This is a genomic window from Staphylococcus sp. Y174-1 (assembly GCF_049897865.1).
Taxonomy (GTDB): domain Bacteria; phylum Bacillota; class Bacilli; order Staphylococcales; family Staphylococcaceae; genus Staphylococcus; species Staphylococcus saprophyticus.
Map to the genome: position 1 here is coordinate 1 of NZ_JAFCXB010000003.1, position 20629 is coordinate 20629.

22 protein-coding genes are annotated in these 20629 nt (G+C 31.8%); 6 read left to right on the forward strand and 16 right to left on the reverse strand.

The annotated features are described in order from the left end of the window. Positions 1–688: 688 nt before the first annotated feature. The 3 genes from perR to ACP7BT_RS10770 all read right to left on the reverse strand — a co-directional run bounded on the left by perR (position 689) and on the right by ACP7BT_RS10770 (position 2643). Positions 689–1135, reverse strand: coding sequence for a peroxide-responsive transcriptional repressor PerR (gene perR, locus ACP7BT_RS10760; protein WP_002482869.1), 447 nt, complete (start codon positions 1133–1135; stop codon positions 689–691). 95 nt (positions 1136–1230) lie between these two features. Continuing rightward, the gene (locus ACP7BT_RS10765; protein ID WP_041079976.1) at positions 1231–2181 is read right to left on the reverse strand and encodes a phosphoglycerate dehydrogenase; all 951 of its coding nucleotides are present in this window, start codon (positions 2179–2181) and stop codon (positions 1231–1233) included. Between the two features lie 6 nt (positions 2182–2187). After that, complete coding sequence (locus ACP7BT_RS10770; protein WP_002482867.1) at positions 2188–2643, reverse strand: peroxiredoxin; 456 nt, start codon at positions 2641–2643, stop codon at positions 2188–2190. 82 nt (positions 2644–2725) lie between these two features. On the opposite strand from ACP7BT_RS10770, the gene ACP7BT_RS10775 reads away from it, so the two are divergent. Both ACP7BT_RS10775 and ACP7BT_RS10780 read left to right on the forward strand, forming a co-directional pair. Next, positions 2726–4015, forward strand: a complete 1290-nt coding sequence (locus ACP7BT_RS10775; RefSeq protein WP_002482866.1) for a glutamate-1-semialdehyde 2,1-aminomutase — start codon at positions 2726–2728, stop codon at positions 4013–4015. Between the two features lie 75 nt (positions 4016–4090). Then, a complete protein-coding gene (locus ACP7BT_RS10780) occupies positions 4091–5185 on the forward strand; it encodes an FUSC family protein (protein ID WP_002482865.1) in 1095 nt (364 codons plus the stop codon). Between the two features lie 283 nt (positions 5186–5468). Here ACP7BT_RS10780 and ACP7BT_RS10785 read toward each other — a convergent pair whose 3' ends face one another. The 3 genes from ACP7BT_RS10785 to mutY form a co-directional block, all read right to left on the reverse strand. Next, positions 5469–7205 carry an ABC transporter ATP-binding protein gene (locus ACP7BT_RS10785; RefSeq protein WP_426303770.1) on the reverse strand — a complete coding sequence of 579 codons (1737 nt, stop codon included), beginning with the start codon at positions 7203–7205 and terminating at the stop codon, positions 5469–5471. Between the two features lie 194 nt (positions 7206–7399). Further along, positions 7400–7942 carry a nucleoside tri-diphosphate phosphatase gene (gene ntdP, locus ACP7BT_RS10790; RefSeq protein WP_002482863.1) on the reverse strand — a complete coding sequence of 181 codons (543 nt, stop codon included), beginning with the start codon at positions 7940–7942 and terminating at the stop codon, positions 7400–7402. A gap of 70 nt (positions 7943–8012) precedes the next feature. Then, complete coding sequence (mutY, locus tag ACP7BT_RS10795) at positions 8013–9059, reverse strand: A/G-specific adenine glycosylase (RefSeq protein ID WP_037538136.1); 1047 nt, start codon at positions 9057–9059, stop codon at positions 8013–8015. Positions 9060–9178: 119 nt separating this feature from the next. Between mutY and ACP7BT_RS10800 the strand changes: the two genes are divergently transcribed. Beyond that, positions 9179–10156 carry a metal-dependent hydrolase gene (locus ACP7BT_RS10800; protein ID WP_002482861.1) on the forward strand — a complete coding sequence of 326 codons (978 nt, stop codon included), beginning with the start codon at positions 9179–9181 and terminating at the stop codon, positions 10154–10156. Positions 10157–10230: 74 nt separating this feature from the next. Here the strand turns inward: ACP7BT_RS10800 and ACP7BT_RS10805 are convergent, their stop codons facing one another. The 7 genes from ACP7BT_RS10805 to ACP7BT_RS10835 form a co-directional block, all read right to left on the reverse strand. Continuing rightward, positions 10231–11064 carry a hypothetical protein gene (locus tag ACP7BT_RS10805; protein ID WP_002482860.1) on the reverse strand — a complete coding sequence of 278 codons (834 nt, stop codon included), beginning with the start codon at positions 11062–11064 and terminating at the stop codon, positions 10231–10233. A gap of 9 nt (positions 11065–11073) precedes the next feature. After that, entirely contained in the window at positions 11074–12606 is a 1533-nt protein-coding gene (locus ACP7BT_RS10810) for an ATP-binding cassette domain-containing protein (RefSeq protein WP_041079974.1), read from the reverse strand. A 14-nt stretch (positions 12607–12620) separates the two neighbouring features. Next, positions 12621–12935 carry a YfhH family protein gene (locus tag ACP7BT_RS10815; RefSeq protein WP_011302789.1) on the reverse strand — a complete coding sequence of 105 codons (315 nt, stop codon included), beginning with the start codon at positions 12933–12935 and terminating at the stop codon, positions 12621–12623. After that, positions 12913–13731, reverse strand: coding sequence for a recombination regulator RecX (gene recX, locus ACP7BT_RS10820; RefSeq protein WP_041079973.1), 819 nt, complete (start codon positions 13729–13731; stop codon positions 12913–12915). Before recX ends, ACP7BT_RS10815 begins: the two co-directional genes overlap by 23 nt. A gap of 213 nt (positions 13732–13944) precedes the next feature. Next, a complete protein-coding gene (sgtB, locus tag ACP7BT_RS10825; protein WP_002482856.1) occupies positions 13945–14757 on the reverse strand; it encodes a monofunctional peptidoglycan glycosyltransferase SgtB in 813 nt (270 codons plus the stop codon). A gap of 262 nt (positions 14758–15019) precedes the next feature. Continuing rightward, positions 15020–15538, reverse strand: coding sequence for a type 1 glutamine amidotransferase domain-containing protein (locus tag ACP7BT_RS10830; protein WP_002482855.1), 519 nt, complete (start codon positions 15536–15538; stop codon positions 15020–15022). 91 nt (positions 15539–15629) lie between these two features. After that, complete coding sequence (locus tag ACP7BT_RS10835; protein WP_002482854.1) at positions 15630–15806, reverse strand: SE1561 family protein; 177 nt, start codon at positions 15804–15806, stop codon at positions 15630–15632. A gap of 202 nt (positions 15807–16008) precedes the next feature. Here ACP7BT_RS10835 and yfkAB point away from each other — a divergent pair, with 202 nt between their 5' ends. Further along, entirely contained in the window at positions 16009–17148 is a 1140-nt protein-coding gene (gene yfkAB / locus ACP7BT_RS10840) for a radical SAM/CxCxxxxC motif protein YfkAB (RefSeq protein WP_041079971.1), read from the forward strand. 75 nt (positions 17149–17223) lie between these two features. On the opposite strand, the gene ACP7BT_RS10845 is transcribed toward yfkAB, so the two are convergent. The 3 genes from ACP7BT_RS10845 to ACP7BT_RS10855 all read right to left on the reverse strand — a co-directional run bounded on the left by ACP7BT_RS10845 (position 17224) and on the right by ACP7BT_RS10855 (position 19414). Further along, positions 17224–17745: an acyl-CoA thioesterase gene (locus ACP7BT_RS10845; protein ID WP_037538134.1), complete on the reverse strand. Its 522-nt coding sequence runs from the start codon at positions 17743–17745 to the stop codon at positions 17224–17226. Between the two features lie 213 nt (positions 17746–17958). Further along, the gene (locus ACP7BT_RS10850; RefSeq protein WP_041079969.1) at positions 17959–19197 is read right to left on the reverse strand and encodes an aminopeptidase; all 1239 of its coding nucleotides are present in this window, start codon (positions 19195–19197) and stop codon (positions 17959–17961) included. Positions 19198–19210: 13 nt separating this feature from the next. Next, positions 19211–19414, reverse strand: a complete 204-nt coding sequence (locus ACP7BT_RS10855) for a DUF1128 family protein (protein WP_002482850.1) — start codon at positions 19412–19414, stop codon at positions 19211–19213. A gap of 134 nt (positions 19415–19548) precedes the next feature. Between ACP7BT_RS10855 and ACP7BT_RS10860 the strand changes: the two genes are divergently transcribed. Then, positions 19549–20013 (forward strand): low molecular weight protein-tyrosine-phosphatase, encoded by a 465-nt coding sequence (locus ACP7BT_RS10860; protein WP_037538133.1) that lies wholly within the window; start codon positions 19549–19551, stop codon positions 20011–20013. A gap of 6 nt (positions 20014–20019) precedes the next feature. Then, positions 20020–20304 carry a hypothetical protein gene (locus ACP7BT_RS10865; RefSeq protein ID WP_002482848.1) on the forward strand — a complete coding sequence of 95 codons (285 nt, stop codon included), beginning with the start codon at positions 20020–20022 and terminating at the stop codon, positions 20302–20304. Positions 20305–20629 lie beyond the last annotated feature (325 nt).

Sequence of the window (20629 nt, forward strand, 5' to 3'; positions counted from 1 at the left end):
TTTGATTAGCTCATAAAATACTAATTTGTGTTATCTCTAACACTTGTTTTGAACCAACAATTTAATGTTGCGTTCGGAATTAACGTTGACATATTGCAATTCAGTTTTCAATGTTCATTAATACGTTACAAGAATTTATTATAACATTAAGTTTTTGTTAAGTCAACAATAAATTTTTGTTGTTTTTTATTAAGTTTGTTGCGTTTTTTAACTCAACATTTAATATTGTATTATCTTTCAACTATATTAACAAGTGTCAAATTTACACTTTTGATAATTTCTGTTGATTCGATTTATATTGCAGTGCGTCGTGTTTTGACGACTTTTATATAATATCAAGATTATTTATAACCGTCAATAAAAAATACAGATCTTTTTAGTTTAATTTTACTACGGATATTACCAAATATCGTTTAAATGTATTTAAATTTTATTTTGTGTAAATAGATTGTGTAACCAATTTCACATTTTGATTACTTTATTACCTTTTCTTATTATCATTAAGTTAAATTCATATTAGTTAATGTTGAAAAATTAAATTCACCTTTTTAAAAATGCACTTTATTAAATCACTTACTTCTATAATAACTAAAAGTGAAAGAAGGGACTTACTGAATAGTAAGTCCCTTCTTCATGATTAAAATTGATTTTAAAAATAGCTTTGCTTAATTATTTCTCATCATCAAGTTTATTTATCTTGGCAATCTTTGCATAACCCATATATTTCCATACGGTGATGCGTTACATTAAAGTCTGTTACGTGTTGTGCTAACTGTTCCACTTCATCTAGTTGTGGATAATGGAAGTCAACGATTTTACCACATTGTTCACATATAACGTGATAGTGATTGTGTGTACTAAAATCAAAACGACTCGAAGAATCTCCATAAGGAAGTTCTTTAACGATACCAATATCTTTAAATACACGTAAATTATTATATATAGTAGCAACACTTATATTTGGAAAATCAGGTGAAAGTGCTTGATAAATTTCATCTGCTGTCGGATGAGTATGTGAAGCAATTAAAAATTTAAGAATTGCCTGTCTCTGTGGAGTGATTCTTACACCATTATTTCTCAATGAAGTAATCGAATCCTCTAATTGATGCTCTATCGTTTCCAACTCTGCACTCATTCCCCTCACCATCTTTCTATTTAAGAATTATTATTACTTAATATTAATATAACTGTTCACATGGGGAAATGTCAATAAACAAAGCTATAAACACATCAATAGCCATTCAAAGGATTTACGACATTCTCAATTAGTTCATTGTTATTGAGAATGGATTTTAAATTTTTCTCAAATATACCTGTCACTTCGCTTTTATTTTCATTACCATTACCTGTAATATGCGCTGTAATCGTTACATTATCCAATTGATATAGGTCATTACTCGGTTGCAATGGTTCATTTTCAAATACATCTAAGTATGCATGTCTAATTAATTTTTCTTTTAAAGCTTCTATTAAAATTTCTTCTTTAACTACTGTGCCTCTGCCTACATTGATAAAAAGACAATTATGGTCCATACATTCAAAATGCTCTCTTTCAAGTAGATGAATTGTACCTTTGGTTTCTGGCAAAGTGTTTATTACAATATTCGCTTCCTGCAACGCTTCTTTCAATTCATTGATTGGATATATCTCACTAAACCCTTCAATAGTATGTCCAGTTGTATTAACACCCATCACTGTCATGCCCATAACATTTGCAATTCTCGCTGTTTGTTGAGCTATGCTTCCTGTTCCTATAAACAATATCTTTTCTCCACTTAATCTTGATCCAGTTAACGAAGAATCATAATATTTATTTTTTTGATTTATGTAGGAAGTTTTCATCTTTTTATAATCATCTAATATGTACGCAAATATAAACTCCGACATCTGTTTTGCATGTACACCTTTAGCGTTCGTTAGTTTAATATTATGCTTGCTTATGTATTCTAAAGGCAAGTTGTTTACACCTGTGGCATACCAAGCAATCCAATTTAAATTAGGACATTGTTTTAAAAACGATTCATCCAATTTACCATCATAACCAAATAATATTTCTAAAGTTTCTCTGTCCTTGTCATCTATATCTGAGAGACCATTGCTAAACACAAAGTCTACATTTGGAAAGTGTGCTTTCAATTCATTTTCTAAATCGCCCAATTTCATTAGACTGACTGCTTTCATTTATGCTCACCCCAAGATTTGTTTTAATTCATCTATTTGCGTTTTCACTTTAACTTTTTCAATTATATCAATAATTTGACCAGTTTCATCTATTACAAAGGTTGTTCTCACTATACCCATGGATTCTTTTCCAAATGATTTTTTCAGTTGATATACACCAACCGCTTCAGATAATTTATAATCTGTATCTACAAGTAAGTCAAAATTTAGATCTAATTTGTCACTAAAATTTTGATGTTTCTTTTTGCTGTCACCACTAATGCCATAGACACTGGCATTAAGATCATTAAATAAAGCGATATTATCTCTAAAATCGCACGCTTCTGTAGTACATGTTGGTGTATTATCTCTTGGATAAAAATACAAAACTGCCTTTTTACCTTTAATCGTCTCATTCGTGATTAGCTCACCATTTTGATTTTCTAATTCAAATGAAGGAAATTGATCTCCTTTTTTCAACATATAACTCACCCTATTTCTTTTTATGATTAATTTTATGATACGATAATAAGCGAAAATATTAAATTAAAAGAGGTTGATAATAATGAAATTTACTGAAAGTGAAAAACTTCAGAAATTATCTGATGAATACATTTTGGGTGGCGTTAACTCTCCATCGCGTTCTTATAAAGCAGTAGGTGGTGGCGCACCTGTAATGATGCGTTCAGGTAAAGGCGCTTATTTATACGATGTGGATGGTAATAAATATATAGATTATTTACAAGCATATGGCCCTATCATCACTGGTCATGCACATCCACATATTACAGAAGCAATACAAGAACAAGCAGCGTTAGGTATACTATATGGCACGCCAACTGAATTAGAAATAGAATTTGCAAAAAAATTGCGCGATGCTATTCCTTCCTTAGAAAAAATCAGATTCGTCAATTCTGGTACTGAAGCCGTTATGACGACAATTCGTGTAGCACGTGCTTATACAAAACGTAATAAAATAGTTAAATTTGCTGGTCAATATCATGGACACTCTGATCTTGTTTTAGTTGCAGCTGGTAGTGGCCCATCACAATTGGGTTCGCCAGATTCAGCAGGTGTACCATTGAGTGTGGCTCAAGAGGTCATTACCGTTCCATACAATGATATAGATGCTTATAAAGAAGCAATCGATTATTGGGGAGATGAAATTGCCGCTGTTTTAGTTGAACCTATCGTTGGTAATTTTGGTATGGTTGAGCCAAAACAAGGCTTTTTGGAACAAGTTAACGAGATTACACACAATAATGGAAGTCTTGTTATTTACGATGAAGTCATTACTGCTTTCCGTTTCCATTATGGTGGCGCTCAAGATTTATATAAAGTTTACCCTGATTTAACTGCTTTCGGTAAAATTATTGGCGGTGGACTCCCAATTGGTGGTTATGGTGGCAAACAAGAGATAATGGAACAAGTAGCACCATTAGGTCCGGCATACCAAGCTGGAACAATGGCTGGTAATCCCCTTTCAATGAAAGGCGGTATTGCATTATTGGAAGTATTAGAACAAGACGGTGTTTATGAACAATTAGATGCACTAGGTAAACGATTAGAAGATGGTTTACTTTCTTTAATTAACAAACACAATATAACAGCAACAGTCAATAGAGTATACGGGGCACTTACGCTATATTTCACAAATGAAACGGTTGTTCATTATGACCAAGCGGAAAATTCAGATGGAGAAGCTTTCGCTAAATTCTTTAAACTAATGTTAAATCAAGGTATAAACTTAGCACCTTCTAAATTTGAAGCTTGGTTCTTAACTACTGAACATACAGAAGAAGATATCGATTCTACGTTAAAAGCTGTCGATTATGCTTTTAGTCAAATGAAATAAACTTGAAATTTACTGCTAATAATTGTATAACAAGTATAAACACAATTATTATTAATATATTAAGGAGCGGTACATTTGAAATTAGGAGCCCGTATTCTCAAGACAGGTATAGCCATTATACTTGCTTTGTTTATCGCTTCTCTACTACCTAATGAAGCTGGTTTGAAAGCAATTGCTGGGGTCAGTGCGGTTGTTGCAATGCAGCCTAGCGTATTTCGATCAATTAAAACTGTCTCTGACCAAGCAATAGGTAATGTTTTTGGTGCATTACTTGCTGTAGCAATGGTTACGGTATTTGGAGATAATGTTGTAATTATGGGTGTAACCGTAATATTATTAATTGCTGTACTTTTCCGCTTTAATTTAGCACATGTTGCTACCTTAGCTAGTGTGACAGCATTAATTATTATGGGACAACACACAGGAGATTTTTATGTTTCTGCATTTTATCGTTTTGTGCTCGTTATGATTGGTGTAATCAGTTCTTCAATCGTTAACCTAGTATTCTTACCACCAAAATTTGAATCAAAAATTTATTACAACTCTTTAAATATTTGTTCCGATATATTTGTTTGGTTCAAATTAGTCTTAAATGATACATCTGAATACCATCATATTAAAGAAGATAGAGGCGTAATTAGTGATAGAATTAAAAAACTAGAACAAACATTTGTTTATTATGAAGAAGAACGACCTTTAACTAAAAAACAAAGGTATGCCCAAAACAGGAAAAAAATACTTTTTAAAGAAGTGGTTAGAAGTACGCGTCATGCCTATGACGTGCTGAAAAAAATGAATCGCTACCAAAACGATTTACACAATTTGAATCATGAATTGCTATTACAGATTAAATTAGAAATTGATACGTTGATTGCATATCATGAACAAATATTTATTAGCCTTTCTAAAAAAGCAAAGTATGACGTTGGCCAATTTGAAAATCAAATTGAAAATCCACAAAAGAAAGAACTAATGGATGCCTTCCAAAAGGAACTTATTAGAAATCCTTATCAAACGATGTATTCATACGCAAATGTCATGCAAATCATTTCAGCTATTGAAGAATATCGTTACACATTAGAACATTTAGACAGATTACGTATTAGTTTCTTCTCATACCATAACAATGACAATGAAATTGATATTTTAGACGAAGATTTTGATTTATAACTAATTATCGCATAGTGCAGCTAACATAAGCTGTACTATGCGGTTTTTTTATCAAGCGTCATTCCACAATGATATGCCATGTTTAAAATACCTTATTATCTAGTTAACAAAGATAAAACGAACGATTTTTGTGTATAAAAAAGCGAGACAAATATCAAAACTGATTCAGTTTGATTAGTTTGCCTCGCTTTTTTTAATTTTTATAAACATCATTAACATAATTAAATATAACTTATAGATTTAATTGTTCACATATTAATTGATTATTTCGAATAACGAATATTTATAAATTTTGAATACTATATAAATGTTCGTAAGCACCTTTTTTAGCTAATAAAGCTTCATGGGAACCCACCTCTACAATTTCACCATTTTCAACTACCACTATTTTATCTGCATGTGTGATCGTCGACAATCTATGTGCCACAATTAATGTTGTTCTATTTTCACTTAATACTGTCAATGCATCTTGAATGATAGATTCACTTTCTAAATCTAATGCACTTGTTGCTTCATCTAGGATAATGATTGGAGGTTTATTCAAGAAGATACGCGCAATGGATACACGTTGTTTTTGTCCTCCTGACAATTTAACGCCTCTCTCCCCGACTTCAGTATCGTAACCCTCAGAAAGTTCCATAATAAAATCATGTGCGTTAGCCATTTTCGCTGCTTTAATAACCTCTTCATCCGTAGCATTCGGTCTACCCAGTAAGATATTTTCTTTAATTGTATCTGAGAATAAGATATTATCTTGCTGTACTAATCCAATTTGATTTCTCAAACTGCCAGTTAAATAAGATTTAATGTTCGTACCATCTATCTTAATTTCTCCGCCTGAAACATCATAAAATCTCGGAATAAGATTAATTAATGTCGATTTACCACCGCCACTCATGCCAACGAATGCAACTGTTTCACCTTTATTAATCTTCAAATTAATATTATTTAATATAGTTGCTTCTTCTAAATTATACTTAAAGCTCACATCGTTTATCTCGATATCGCCTTCTTTAATTTCAAGCGGAAGTGCGCCTTTTTTATTTTTAATATCATAACCTTCATCCATCAATTGAAAAACACGATCCATGGATGCGAAACTTTGCGTTAATGTAGTAAATGATGACACTAATCTACGTAATGGACCAAATAATTGTTCTAAATATCCTACAAACGCAGCTAAAGTACCAACCGTGATAGATCCATTAATAGCTAAGAAAGCGCCCGAACCAATAACAATTAATGGGCCAACATCTGTCACAGTATTAATTGCTGAAAATGAATACGCATTCCAACGCGTATGATTAAACGCTCTCTGCAAGAAATTTTGGTTATGTTTATCAAAATTTTGTGCTTCATTATCTTCAATTGCAAAGCTTTTAATTACTGACATACCTTGAACACGTTCATGTAAGAATCCTTGAACTTCAGCCAACGCCTGTGATCTTTTTCTGGTTAAATTTCTTAAACGCCCAAAGAAGAAATATACAGTCAATATATACACAGGGAAAATAACTAATGCTGCTAACGTCAGTTTTACATTTAAATAAAACATAATCGTCAATGCGATAACTATCGTTATACAATCTAGCCATATATTCATTAGACCAGTTAATATAAAATCTTTTGTTTGCTCTACATCATTAATCACTCTTGAAATAACTTGACCTGCTTGATTATTAGCATAGAAACGTGCGCTTAATGCTTGTAAATGATTATATAATCTTTTCCGTATATCATATAAAATTTTGTTACTTGTCCATTGCGCCAAATATTGTCTTAAAAATTCAATTGGTGGTCTCACAATTACAAAGATGAATACTGCAATGCCCAATGCAATACCTAATCTAGTGAATTTTTCCTCCGCTGTAATCGCTCCATTATTTATGATATCGTCAATAACGTACTTTATTAATAATGGAATTAACATTGGAATACCGAATTTTAAAATTCCGACAAGAATTGTAGCAATGATTCGCCATTTATATGGTTTTACAAATTGTAAATATCTTCGAATCATAAATTTATTTCCTCCCCACACTTACTCGCAAATGAAACAGCCTGCGCTGAATTTCAACGAGGCTGCTATAAACGGACGATCTTTAATTGTTTATGTTCATTTGCCATACCATTTTTCAAATAAAAGATTTTGGTTGCTATTAATTACACGCATACCACTATATAGGATAATTTAATTAAAAACATTAAATGTGCTTAATAATTTCTAATTTTTTTATATCGTTCACGCCAAACTTTTATAAAATCAGGAGCAAATGGACCTTTTTTCTGTTCAATCCATTGTTGTAAGATATCTACATTGCGCCTTAAAATGACATCAATATCTGAAGAATAATTCATCTGTCTCATATGTTGTTCATATTCATCTTCATCTAATAAATGATACTTACCATTTGGATATACTTTAATATCTAAGTCATAGTCAATATATTTTAACGCTTCATCATCACACACAAACGGTGAAGATAAATTGCAATAATAATAGACGCCATCTTCTCTAAACATACATATCACATTAAACCAAAATTCTGAATGGAAATATACAATTGCTGGCTCACGCGTAATCCAAGTACGACTATCACTCTCTGTGACAAGCGTATGATCATTTCCACCTATTACAACATGTTCCGTACCTTTTAATATAGTAGTTTCAGACCAAACACGATGAATATTCCCATCATGTTTATAACTTTGTATTTTTATTGTCTGACCTTCTTTAGGTATGGATTCTTTTACCATGCTCCACACCACCTTTTCTTAATTTCACATTATAAATTATAACATAACTAAGTAGACTACACCGAGTCTATCAATGCGATAATAAAAATTTATATATTTTTGTCATGCTCACTGGAAAATTATAATCTTCTTTTTCATCTAAATTCATCCACTTCATATTGTTAGGTAAACTTATTTCATCTTTGTTATTAATTTCCTGGTCTGCTAAATAAACTTCAATGTCCCAAGTTAAATGTGTAAATTGATGTTTCAATTTATAAGCTGGTTGTTCTGAAAATTGGATATTTGTATTTAAAATTGAATTAATTTGATGTTCCGCTTCCGCTTCATACATCGGAAATTCCCACATATTATTCAATAATTTTTGCATACGTTTTTCAATTAATACTTCATTATCTTGCGTTTTAATGATGTAAACATGTTGCTTAATATGTTTCTTTTTAACTTTAGTGGTTTTCACAGGTAATGTTTCAACTGTACCGTTTAAAAATGCTTCGCAATGCTCTTGTACGGGACAAAACATGCACAGCGTATTTTTCGGTGTACAAACCAATGCGCCTAATTCCATCATAGCTTGATTAAATGTACCAGCGTCACTTTCGACATAAGACTGTAACTCTTTTTCAAATGCCTTTCTAGTAGATTGTAATTTAATATCTCGTGTATCATTATTTAGCCTCGACCAAACTCTAAATACATTGCCATCTACCGTTGCTAGAGGTAAATCAAATGCGATACTCATTACAGCAGCTTGAGTATATGGCCCTACACCTTTCAATTTCCCGAACGTTTCTGGATGATTCGGTACTTCTCCATCAAAGTTATGATGTACATCTTGAATGGCAGTATGAAAATTTCTAGCACGACTATAATAACCGAGCCCCTCCCAATATTTAAGCACTTCATCCTCCTGTGCATTACTTAAATCTGCAATAGTAGGAAATCGATCAATAAATTTATGATAATAGTCTATTACCGTTTTAACTTGTGTTTGTTGGAGCATAACTTCACTTAACCAAATATAATATGGATTTGAGGTTTCTCGCCATGGCATCTTTCTCTGATTTTTATTAAACCAGTCAACTAGATTTTTTTTGAATTTTGGTTCATTAAGCATAAAGCACATCACTTTCTATTTTCTAAAATTTTTCTATATGATATATAGTGTGTTATTTTTAATATTGGACGTATTAGATTATAATGAATATATTATAGACATGAAATGAGTGAATACTTATGGATACAGGAACACATATTGTCATGGGTATCGGACTCACAGCATTAGCGACCCAAGACCCTGCCATGGCGGGATCTTTTGCAGCCACTGCTACAACTTTAATAGTTGGTTCATTAATTCCGGATGGTGACACCGTTTTTAAATTAAAAGATAATGCTACTTATATATCAAATCATAGAGGCATCACACATTCAATCCCTTTTACAATTTTATGGCCTTTGTTCATTACATTATTAATATTTACATTCTTTAAAAATGTAGATACGACCCATGTCTGGTTATGGGCGCAACTTGCCGTATTTCTTCATGTATTTGTGGATATATTTAATTCTTATGGTACACAAGCACTTAGACCCATTACAAATAAATGGATTCAACTCAGTGTTATTAATACATTTGATCCAATCATATTTGTATTATGGTGTATAGGTATATTACTGTGGATTGTTGGCGTACATCCATATCTCGCATTTTTCCCAATCGTTGGCATACTTGTTGTATATTATATTATTCGCTTTAGAATGCAAGCGATTATAAAACAACAAGCATTGCGACAAATTAAACAAGAACACAATCCTGTAAAAGTATTTGTTGCACCAACAATAAGGTTTATGCAATGGCGCGTCGCAGTACAAACGGAAATGCATGATTATGTTGGTCGTAGCTATGGAAGAAACATCGTATTTAGTGACAAATCGAAACGTCAATCATTCCCAAGTGATGATTTAATGCAATATGTAAAAGACGATAAAAATATTAAAACATTTCTTAATTTCTCGTCAATATATCGTTGGCAATCACGCAAATTAAATGATAATACCACAGAAATTAGATTAATCGATTTACGTTATCTAAAAAATGGTCATTACTCATTTGTTGCAATTGCACATTTAGATGAACATATGGTTATCGATCATTCTTATATTGGTTGGGTTTTCAGTGAAGATAAATTACAACGTAAATTATTTGCTAAATAAAGTAATTAAAAACTGGAGGTACGCGTTATTAGTAACGTAAACCTCCAGTTTTTTTATCTTTTAAGTAACTAACATTATTTATTTTCATCTGCTTTATCTTCTAGATTTTCAGAAGTTTCGTTCTCTGCTTGTTGCTTATATGAAGCAACATATGAATATTTTTTATGCGCAATACTTCTATATAATGCATAAATAATGACACACACTATTGCTAAAAATAATAGGAAGTATATATGCTGTGGTATATTATTTAGACTCAGCGTTCCTAATACAACCGACTGTGAAATCCCTTCAATTATATAATATAAGGGATTGAGCATTAAAATATGCGACACTAATGTCGTATTTGTATTAGGTATGAAAATAATTGGAACAATGAAAAACATGACTGCACTTACAATATAATAAATTATATTGATTTTGTTACTCACAATTGCTATTAAACCTAGTACTGTAGAAATAACTACAATAAATACTAATGACATAGCAACAAAGAATAATGTAGATAGCACCGAACTTTCAATATTTACGGGTGTAGCTAAAATTATCATTATAAGTGAAATGAACATCACCAAACTAAACAATAGCGCTATGATAATATTTTGAAAAATTGGATTGATATTAAATAATTTTCCAGTAAAGTAATCACGTTTAAATGTGTTAAAACTTTGATATATCGCAATCCAAATATATGCAAAACTCATCACCGCTGCTAATCTAAAAAAGCCTCGTGCTTGTTTAATTTCTTCCGTACCATTCATTTTAAATATCAACATCATTATTAAGAGTACTAACATACTTACTATAAAGGGTATTACTAACCACATCCATTGCGATTTCAAACGCTGGTACGCATGTTTAATGAGATGTGGTGTATTTATAAAATAGTTAATCATACTATCAATCATTTTTCACACCTACAATTCGATATAAATCCATTTATTATTTTTCATATCTGCCATAAAATACCCATCACCCGATTTTGTTATCCAAAAATTAGTTTCAATATTAAATTTTTCTTTTAGTTTTTGTTTATCTTTTATAGGAATCGTAAAACCAACTAATTTATTTTGATCATTAAATAACATCGATATCGGTTGTTGAACGATGGGTACAACAAAACGGTCATCTTTACCACTTTCAGGTACGAGCGAATCGGTCACCGTGCTATGTTTTTTATGCAAATGGCTATTAAAGAACTCATTATAGTTACTATAATTTTTATGCATATAGGGTGCTAATGCACTTGCACTATGTTCTTCAAACAAGCTTGCTGGATCAAAATAGCGTAACTTGTTCTTTGCAACTTTATAGTTATTGTTATCAATTTCAATACGATAATTTTTTGTGTTTTCACCTGTTATCGTAACAAAAGCATATTTATCTGCTTTTATTTTTTTACCATTCGACATATTTTCTAAACTTATCGCATCTTTTAAAACAATGCCATATGCTAATTTTTCTTCATACGGATTTTTTTGTTGGTTTTGTATTGTCGTTTGATCATCATTTTTGCCTATTTCAAGCTTACCTAAATCATTAAACATTAATAATGCCATGATGACCATACCTAATAAGAACACAATAAACAATGTCCAAAAACGGACAAGTGCTACTGGTGGCTTAGCATGATTATAGCGTTCAATACGTTTGAAATTATAGGTTAACTCAGGGATTCTTGTTCTGCTTTTTTTCCAATCAACGTCAAAATTAGATTTTTCTTCTTCACTCGTCAATGATAGCCGATCTTTTTCATGTTCTCTAAAAGCAGGTAATACTTGGTTAAGCGATCCATCCATTCTAAGCTGACCATGTGAAATCCACGCAATATAATTACTCGTTCGTGAAATTCGTTCTATATTGTCATCGATAAGTATTATGGTCAAATTTTCATTTATGTATTCGTTCGTTAGTTCAATCGCTTTTTCAAAGTAACTTTCATCTAAATAACTCAGTATTTGGTTCATTACAATAATACTGGATTTTGATGTTCTCGCTAATGTGAATTGCAATCTCGCATAGGCTTCATCCGTCAAACTTTTAATAGGTGTATTTATATCTTCTTGAAGATGGGCAAACTTAATAATCTGTTCTACTTTATGATCAGATGTTTTATAAGGAAATAACGTGGTTACATTTTTCACATAATCTATCACCGTCGTAGATTGAAGCAATTTATCTTCGATATCTGCAAAGAATATATCTTTCTTTCTAACAACTTTACCCTTATCTGGTTTCATTTCACCACTTAATAAACGCCCTATCAAAGATTTTGAGGAGTCGCCTTCACCAATAATACCTAGTGCTTCTCCCTGATAGATATGTAGATTAATATTATTCAATTCAATATCTTCTGCATCATATCCAAATGGTAAATACCATTTTTTAGATTTTTTATTTCTATAATAATGAGTTACATTGAGTAACTTTAATATAATTGAACTACCCATCTATCGTCATCCTTCTATAATTTTAATAATGCAATTGGTAAACCTTCTTCAGGTTCTGCACTTTTTATTCTAAAGCCCCAAGCAAAAACACCTTTTAATCTTTCAACTTTAAAATAATTCTCAGTCCCGTCATTTAACTTATAAATTCTACCGATTTCTATTTTTGTTCTATCTACCAAATAGCTCTCGGCAATGATGACCTTACTTTGATAAACATCATATTCATTAAATATCCCATTCATCTCTGCTTTTCTCATTTTTTCTTTGTAACCTTGAATTTCGTGACGTAACTCAACCTCACTCATTTCACTCAATTTCTTCTGTTCCATCTACAATACCACTCTCTTCCAGTTTAGCTTTAATTTTATCATATTTATAGCCTTTTCTCATAAGACCTTCTATTGTTTTATTAATTAATTTTCTGCCTGAAAATTTTCTTGAATATTTATTGTAAACCTTCTCTAGTTCTTGTTGTAACAAACCGTCTAATTCTGCTTCAGGTTGTGAGAAGTCCATTTCATCCATCACTACTTTTATTATTTCAAAGCTATAACCTTTTTGCATCAAAGCTTGCGATAGTTTTTCTTTCCTTTTAACTGTAGGACCTTTTTTTTGTCTTAATATTTTATTTGCAACTTTAATAATATCTTCCATTGGTTGTTCGTTCTCATAACGCTCAGCATATACATCAATAATTGTTTGTTCAACACCAGCATCTCTCAATTTTTGTCTGAAAATACCTGGCCCCTTATCTGTAGTAAGTATCATAGTGTTTTTTAAACTATTAGCATAGTCTTCATGATCGATTAGTCTTTGCTCATGACAATAGTCAATGACACTTGCTATAACAGATTCGGAAATTTCTTTCTTTTGTAAATGTTGTATCACTTCATAATCTGTTCTTTTTCTATAAGATAAAAATTGGATTGCTACATTCACTGCTTGTCTATATTGGTCATACTTTTGGATTTTTTCCATGTCAGCAGCATCAACGATTTGACCTTTTTTTAAATTGAAATGTACATAAGTATCCATATCGATACCCATTTCAAATTCCTCATCTAAATATAAATTAAAACGCTCTTTATTTTTCTTTTGTACTTCTATTTTTGTAATTTTAGGCATTATCCTCACTCCACCTCTAAGAATAACGCATATTGTTTGGTAATGGAATCATAGTGACTAGCTTAATTAAAATGCTTAAAGATTTATTAATCTAAAAAGTGTGAGGATACAAAATCAATCACTCTTTTTGATTTCGTACCCTCACACTTAGTTATTTTTATTTTTTTAAATCTCTCTTATAAATACCATTAAAAATTAAGCGCTATTTTGATATTAAACACCTAGTTCTTGAATTGCATTCTCGTATTGACTATTTGAAATATAACCTTGCTGCTTCATTTTTTCTAAATTTGTTTTAACACGGTTAGTAAAATTATCTGACATGTCATTGATATTATATACACTTGGGGCATTTATCTTGCTTGCTAATATAGCACTTTGTAATACCGTTATTTGTGGTAAATTTGGATTGTTTTTATCAGTCGTTACCCCAAAATAGTGATTAGCAGCAGATTCAATCGTGTATTGGTCACTCCCATAATAGATGTTATTCATATAAAAACTTAAAATTTCATTTTTATCATATTCTTTCTCTACTCTATGTGCCACGAACAACTCTTTAATTTTTCTAGTAATTGACTGTTCATTATCATAGTAATAGTTTTTAACTACTTGTTGGGTAATGGTACTTCCACCTTGGACACTTTTGTCACTCAATGTTGAAAATAATGCACGTGAAGTTCCTTTCACATCAAAACCATGGTGTTTATAAAAGCGTTCATCTTCCATAGCAATGAAAGCACCTTTTGTATAATCTGGCATATCTGATGCAGAAACAAAAGATTCTTTTTCTGTTATATTCTTCAACTCATCTGTATCAGCACTAAGTGATAATGCATACATGACGCCGATGATTATTCCAATAATAATTAAGATGGGAATGAGTAGTTTTAAAATGATACCTTTACCTTTTTTCTTTTTCTGCGGTTTATTCACAGGTTTAAAATACGTATTATGATGTAATTGATTTGAGTCATTTGAGTCGTTTGGTTTGTTGTACGTTTTATAACGATCGCTTCTTTTCATGCGGTAGCTCCTTTACGTTGCTCTCATATCATTATAAGTGAGTGTATCAATAGTTTAAATGTTTATCTATAGCTAATTGCAAAAATCGGTCCAAGGGTGTATGAATGTGTCCACATGAAGTTTTACAACAATGCGTTTTTGGTTATTATGTCTAACTTAGACAACAAAAAAACTGGAAAACGACAGGTATTTTATACTACCTATCGCTTCCAGTTATGAAACTAACTCACGAAAAACTATTTTAATTACTTACCTATACATATTAATCGTTTAATTGATTTACAATTTCTCTATTAAAATCATCTAAATCATCTGGTGTACGGCTTGTAACGATATTTTTATCTACTACAACTGATTCATCAACGACTTGTGCGCCAGCGTTTGCTAAGTCTTTACGCACATTTAATACTGCAGTTAAAGTACGTCCATTTAAATCATCTGTATCAATTAAAATTTGAGGTCCGTGACAAATTGCGAATGTTGGTACATCATTTTTAGTAAAGTATTTCGCAAAAGTACCATATCTGCCTTCAGCATCGCCACGTAAGTGGTCAGGAGAAAAGCCACCAGGAATTAATAAACCATCAAAGTCTTCAGGTTTTGCGTCAGCAATACTAACGTCTACCGCAACTTTTGTGCCATGTTTACCTACGACTTCACTATTCGCTTGATCACCTATAACAACTGTTTCATGTCCCGCTTCTTCAATCGCTTCTTTAGGACTAGTTAATTCAATATCTTCAAATTCATTTGTTAAAATGATTGCTACTTTTTTAGCCATTAATAATCACCTTTCTCTATTTATGTTCTACGTTATATATAGACTAAAACTTGAAAGTTTAAACATCGGCCTAAGATAGCATTCAATTAACTTATTTATCTTCTGATGATTTTGAAACAGTTTTAACTTTTTCTTCAAGTTGATCGAGCAAACCAATCCACTCATCTATATCTTCTACGCGCACTTCGTCCGGATTTACGTGATCGATATCATCAATAAATTTTTCTAATCTTGCTCTAATTTGATCAATTGTTTGATTTTCATTCATTTTAAAAATGACTCCTTTTTATAAGATAGTATAATCCTAACATGGATTTGACAAAATTTGGTATAGTCTTAATAATATTAAGGTGAAATATTAGATGTGAGACACATACGATTATTCATAAATTTGTATACACCGTTCCCTATACAAATAAAGTTTAGTATATACTCATAGCAGATAAAAGTTAAAAAAGGAAGTTTTAATTATGTTGAATTTGTATGCATCAAATGTTAAGAAACCAATTTCAATTCATAACGACCCATGGGAAGCATACAATGATATGCAAGAACACGATCGTTTGACGTTAAGTAATATCGAATTTACGACGACGAATTTATGTAATATGCGTTGTAGTCATTGCGCTGTCGGTTATACATTGCAAACCACAGACCCAGACCCGTTACCTATGGATTTAATTTATCGCCGTTTAGATGAAATTCCAGACCTTAAAACCATGTCTATCACAGGTGGCGAACCTATGTTTTCAAAAAAATCCATAAGAAATGTTGTAAAACCCTTGTTAAAATATGCACATAGCCGTGGTATCTATGTTCAAATGAATTCTAATTTAACTTTACCATTAGATCGTTATTTAGATATTGCTGAATATATTGATGTCATGCATATTTCACATAATTGGGGAACAATTGATGAGTTTACAGATGTAGGATTTGGTGCCATGGACAAGCAACCTCCATTAAAAGCAAAACTGAGACTGTATGAACAAATGTTATCTAATTCCAGTACCTTATCTCAACAAGGTATGTTTATTTCTGCCGAAACGATGTTAAATCAAAGCACTGTACCCCATCTTGAAAAAATACATAATGAGATTGTCCATGATATGAAATGTCAAAGACATGAAATTCATCCCATGTACCCTGCTGATTTTGCTAGCCAACTAGAAGTGCTTTCTCTTAAAGAGATGAAAACAGCAATCCATCATATTTTAGATATTCGTGATCCAAATTTATGGATGCTATTTGGTACATTACCTATTTATCCATGTATCAAAGATGAAAATGATCAAGCCTTATTGCAAAGACTGAGAGATACACCGAATGTAACGATGAGAAATGACCCTGATGGACGCAATAGATTGAATGTGAATGTTTTTACAGGTAACGTCATAGTTACTGACTTTGGTGATGAAAATGGTACTATTTCTAACATTAAGCATGATAAATTACCAGACGTATTTAACCATTGGCTTGCGACACCTTTAGCTCAATCACTTAATTGTCATTGTTCCGAATTTAGTTGTCTTGGACCCAATGTACTTGTTAAAAACATGTACTACCCTAATACGGATTTTAAAAAGAAGGAGAAAATCATGCACCGTTGAAATGCAACGTATAACTAAAAAAGCGAAAGTTGTTATTTAATCTAAAGTGATTAACTGTACAACTTTCGCTTTATTTTATTCTATATTTTGTACATTGGATAAAAATTCTATCGTTTCTTTACTTTCTTGTCTGCGCTCTTTCCTACGTTTTACCCTAGCAAGTGCTGTGTCATGAAACCATTTTTCTGTTTGTGTTTCTGGATATACTTGTGGGACTTCTTGTGGTTTCCCATTTTCATCTAAAGCAACAAATGTTAAAAAGCTAAGTGCCGCTAAATGACGTTCGCTCTTAACAACACCTTCAATAATGATTTGTACACAAACTTCCATCGAAGACTTACCAGCATACGAAACCATTGCTTCGTAAGAAATGATATCCCCTGTTTTAATAGGTTTTAAAAAGTCGACTGAATCTGTTGACGCAGTTACCACTTGTGAATTGCTATGCTTCGTCGCCGTAATAGCAGAAATCTCATCTACATTAGCCATCAATATGCCACCAAACATCGTGTGAAGATGGTTCGTATCTTGTGGGAATATTTGTCTTTCTTTTATACTTCTAGATTCCGACATTGATTTGCTTGCTACATTTCCCATAATTTTAGCTCCCTTTTCAATTCTCAATGACATAAACTAAGGAGTGAGTCCGAAATCAGCATAATATAGATTTCATATCCTCACTCCCAATTTAAATAACATCAGACTTTATCATTTTTTGTAAATGTATTTAATATGATTTAACACCTATGCTTACTTTAATCGCTTATTAGCACTTATTTGATTTATAAAATAAAAAATGTTTCCATTACATTATTTTGACCAATTACCATTTTCAAATACAAGTTCTTTTTCATCATCTTGTGTTATTCCATAAATAGTTAGATCAGGGCTTCCAATCATAAAATCTACATGAATTAATGAGTCATTCAACCCATGCGCTAATTTTTCTTCCGTAGTCATTTCTGTGCCACCTTCAACATTAAATCCATAAGCTGAACCTAATGCAATATGACAAGATGCATTTTCATCAAATAATGTATTGTAAAAAATAGTGTTACGATTTGAAATTGGCGAATCATCAGGTACAAGTGCGACTTCTCCTAATCTTCTTGCACCTTCATCGGTATTTAGTAAATCTCTTAATACATCTTCGCCTTGATCAGCTTTAAAATCAACAACCTCACCATCTTTGAACGTTAATGTGAAGCCGTCAATGATATTACCATTATGACTAAGTGGCAACTTATTTGTGACATGACCATTTACATTTAAGCGATGTGGTGCGGTAAATACTTCTTCAGTTGGGATATTAGCAACAAAAGCTTGGCCTTCACTCGTATAACTCGTAGCATCTTCCCAAATATGTCCTTCCGGTAGTCCAATAACTAAATCCGTACCTTCTGAAATGTAGTGCAGTGCTTTATAATTTTTATCTTGTAATTTACGCGCGTGAATACTTAAATTTTCTACATGGTTTTTCCAATTTTTAACTGGATCATTACCATCTACACGCACGATGTCTAATACTTCATCAATAAATTTACTATATGCTTCTGTTTCAGTCAGGTCAGGATATACGCGTTGTGCCCATGCTTTTGAAGGGAATGCTGCCACACACCAAGGGAATTGATTCTTTTGACTTGCTTCCATATAACCTTTATAAGCAGTAGAATATTGTCTTTGATATGTCGATAACTTTTCACTATCAATACCATTCAATAGATCTGGATCTTGTGTAATGAGTGCTAAGTTGGCTGCACCACGTTTCACATAGTCCATACGTTTTTCAACTTCATATGATTTCACAGCGTCTTTCTCAAAAAATTCAACAGATTCATATTCAAATTTCAAACGCGATAACTTGTCATCGCTATATTCTACTTTAACGTCGGAAGCGCCACGTTTATATGCCGCTTCAACTATGTAATATGTTAGTTCTAATGCATCGACACTAGAGCGAATAAATACTGGTTGATCCTTTTGAACATTCATGCCCACACCAACTAATAGTTCGGCATATTGTTGAAGTTTATCTTGTAATTCTGTCATATGGTAACTCCCCCTATTTACGAATTTGACCAAGTGCATCAGCGATTGCCGATGCTTCACTCGGTGTAAATGATGCTTTTGATGTTACATATTCATGAATTTCACGAATTTCTTGTTCATCTGCTGATTTATAATTATCTGGATCAATCAAACTTTGATTCACAAGATTTAATCTATCTCTTATTTCTTCTATCATTTGTTCTATACTTTTTGCCACAAAATTCACCTCTTTTTCAATTTATTTTATCAAATTTACCTATCTTGTAAAACTTTTATGGCAATTACCCTTTTGAAATGATTAAAAAAGCTTTAAAATGGGAAAGAGGAGTATATAAATTTGGAGGTACACAAATGATTACAGTAGCATTCGTATGTTTAGGAAATATTTGTCGTTCACCTATGGCAGAAGCAATCATGCGACAAAAATTACTTGATAGAAATATAAAAGATATAAAAGTTACCTCTAGAGGCACAGGGCAATGGAACTTAGGTGAGCCACCTCATGAAGGTACACAAGCCATTCTATCTGAACATGACATACCTTTTGATGGTATGATTAGTGAACTGTTTGAATCAAACGATGACTTTGATTACATTATTGCAATGGATCAAAGTAACGTTGATAATATCAAACAAATTAATCCTAATATTAAAGGTCAATTGTTTAAACTATTAGAGTTTAGCGATATGACTGAAACAGACGTTCCAGATCCTTATTATACAAATAATTTCGAAGGCGTCTATAAAATGGTACAATCATCTTGTGATAATTTAATCAATTTTATAATTAAAGATGCAAATTTAAGAGAGGAGTAACACATCATGCAAAACAAACTCATTCCAGGAATTTTATTAGGTGCCGTAATTGGAGGCGCAGCAACATTAGCTGATAAATCAACACGTCAATCTTTAAAACAATCTATTAAAGACAGAAAAGAAGGTACGCGTTCTCAAAAACCTTCTGCAATCAATAACATTAAAGACGAAGTGTTATATTGGAAAGACGTTGTAGAAGAAATCAGACGTAACAATCCAGAATTAGAACGTTCAATCAAAGATGCAAAAAATACTTTTGTAGAGCGTAAGAATAATCGTTTAAACGGCTAATTCTACTTATTTTTGTATTTCAAACATAAGCTTCAATAAATGATTTAAGAGCCTGGGATGTATGACATATCTCAGGCTCAATCATTATGTTAACTTTGCTTTGTAATATCAATTTTGTGTTTATATACGAATTTACAAACGGTTGCATGCATTTATATCATTGTCTTAATATTATGTAGGTTTAATTATTATGATGCATTACCGTATTTTCACATTAATAACACTTCATTATTTACTTAGGTTTTAACATTCATTTGATACTTACGCATACACATATGCATTATTCTATTTTTTTATTAATCTAATTATCTATTTTTCCGAAAGA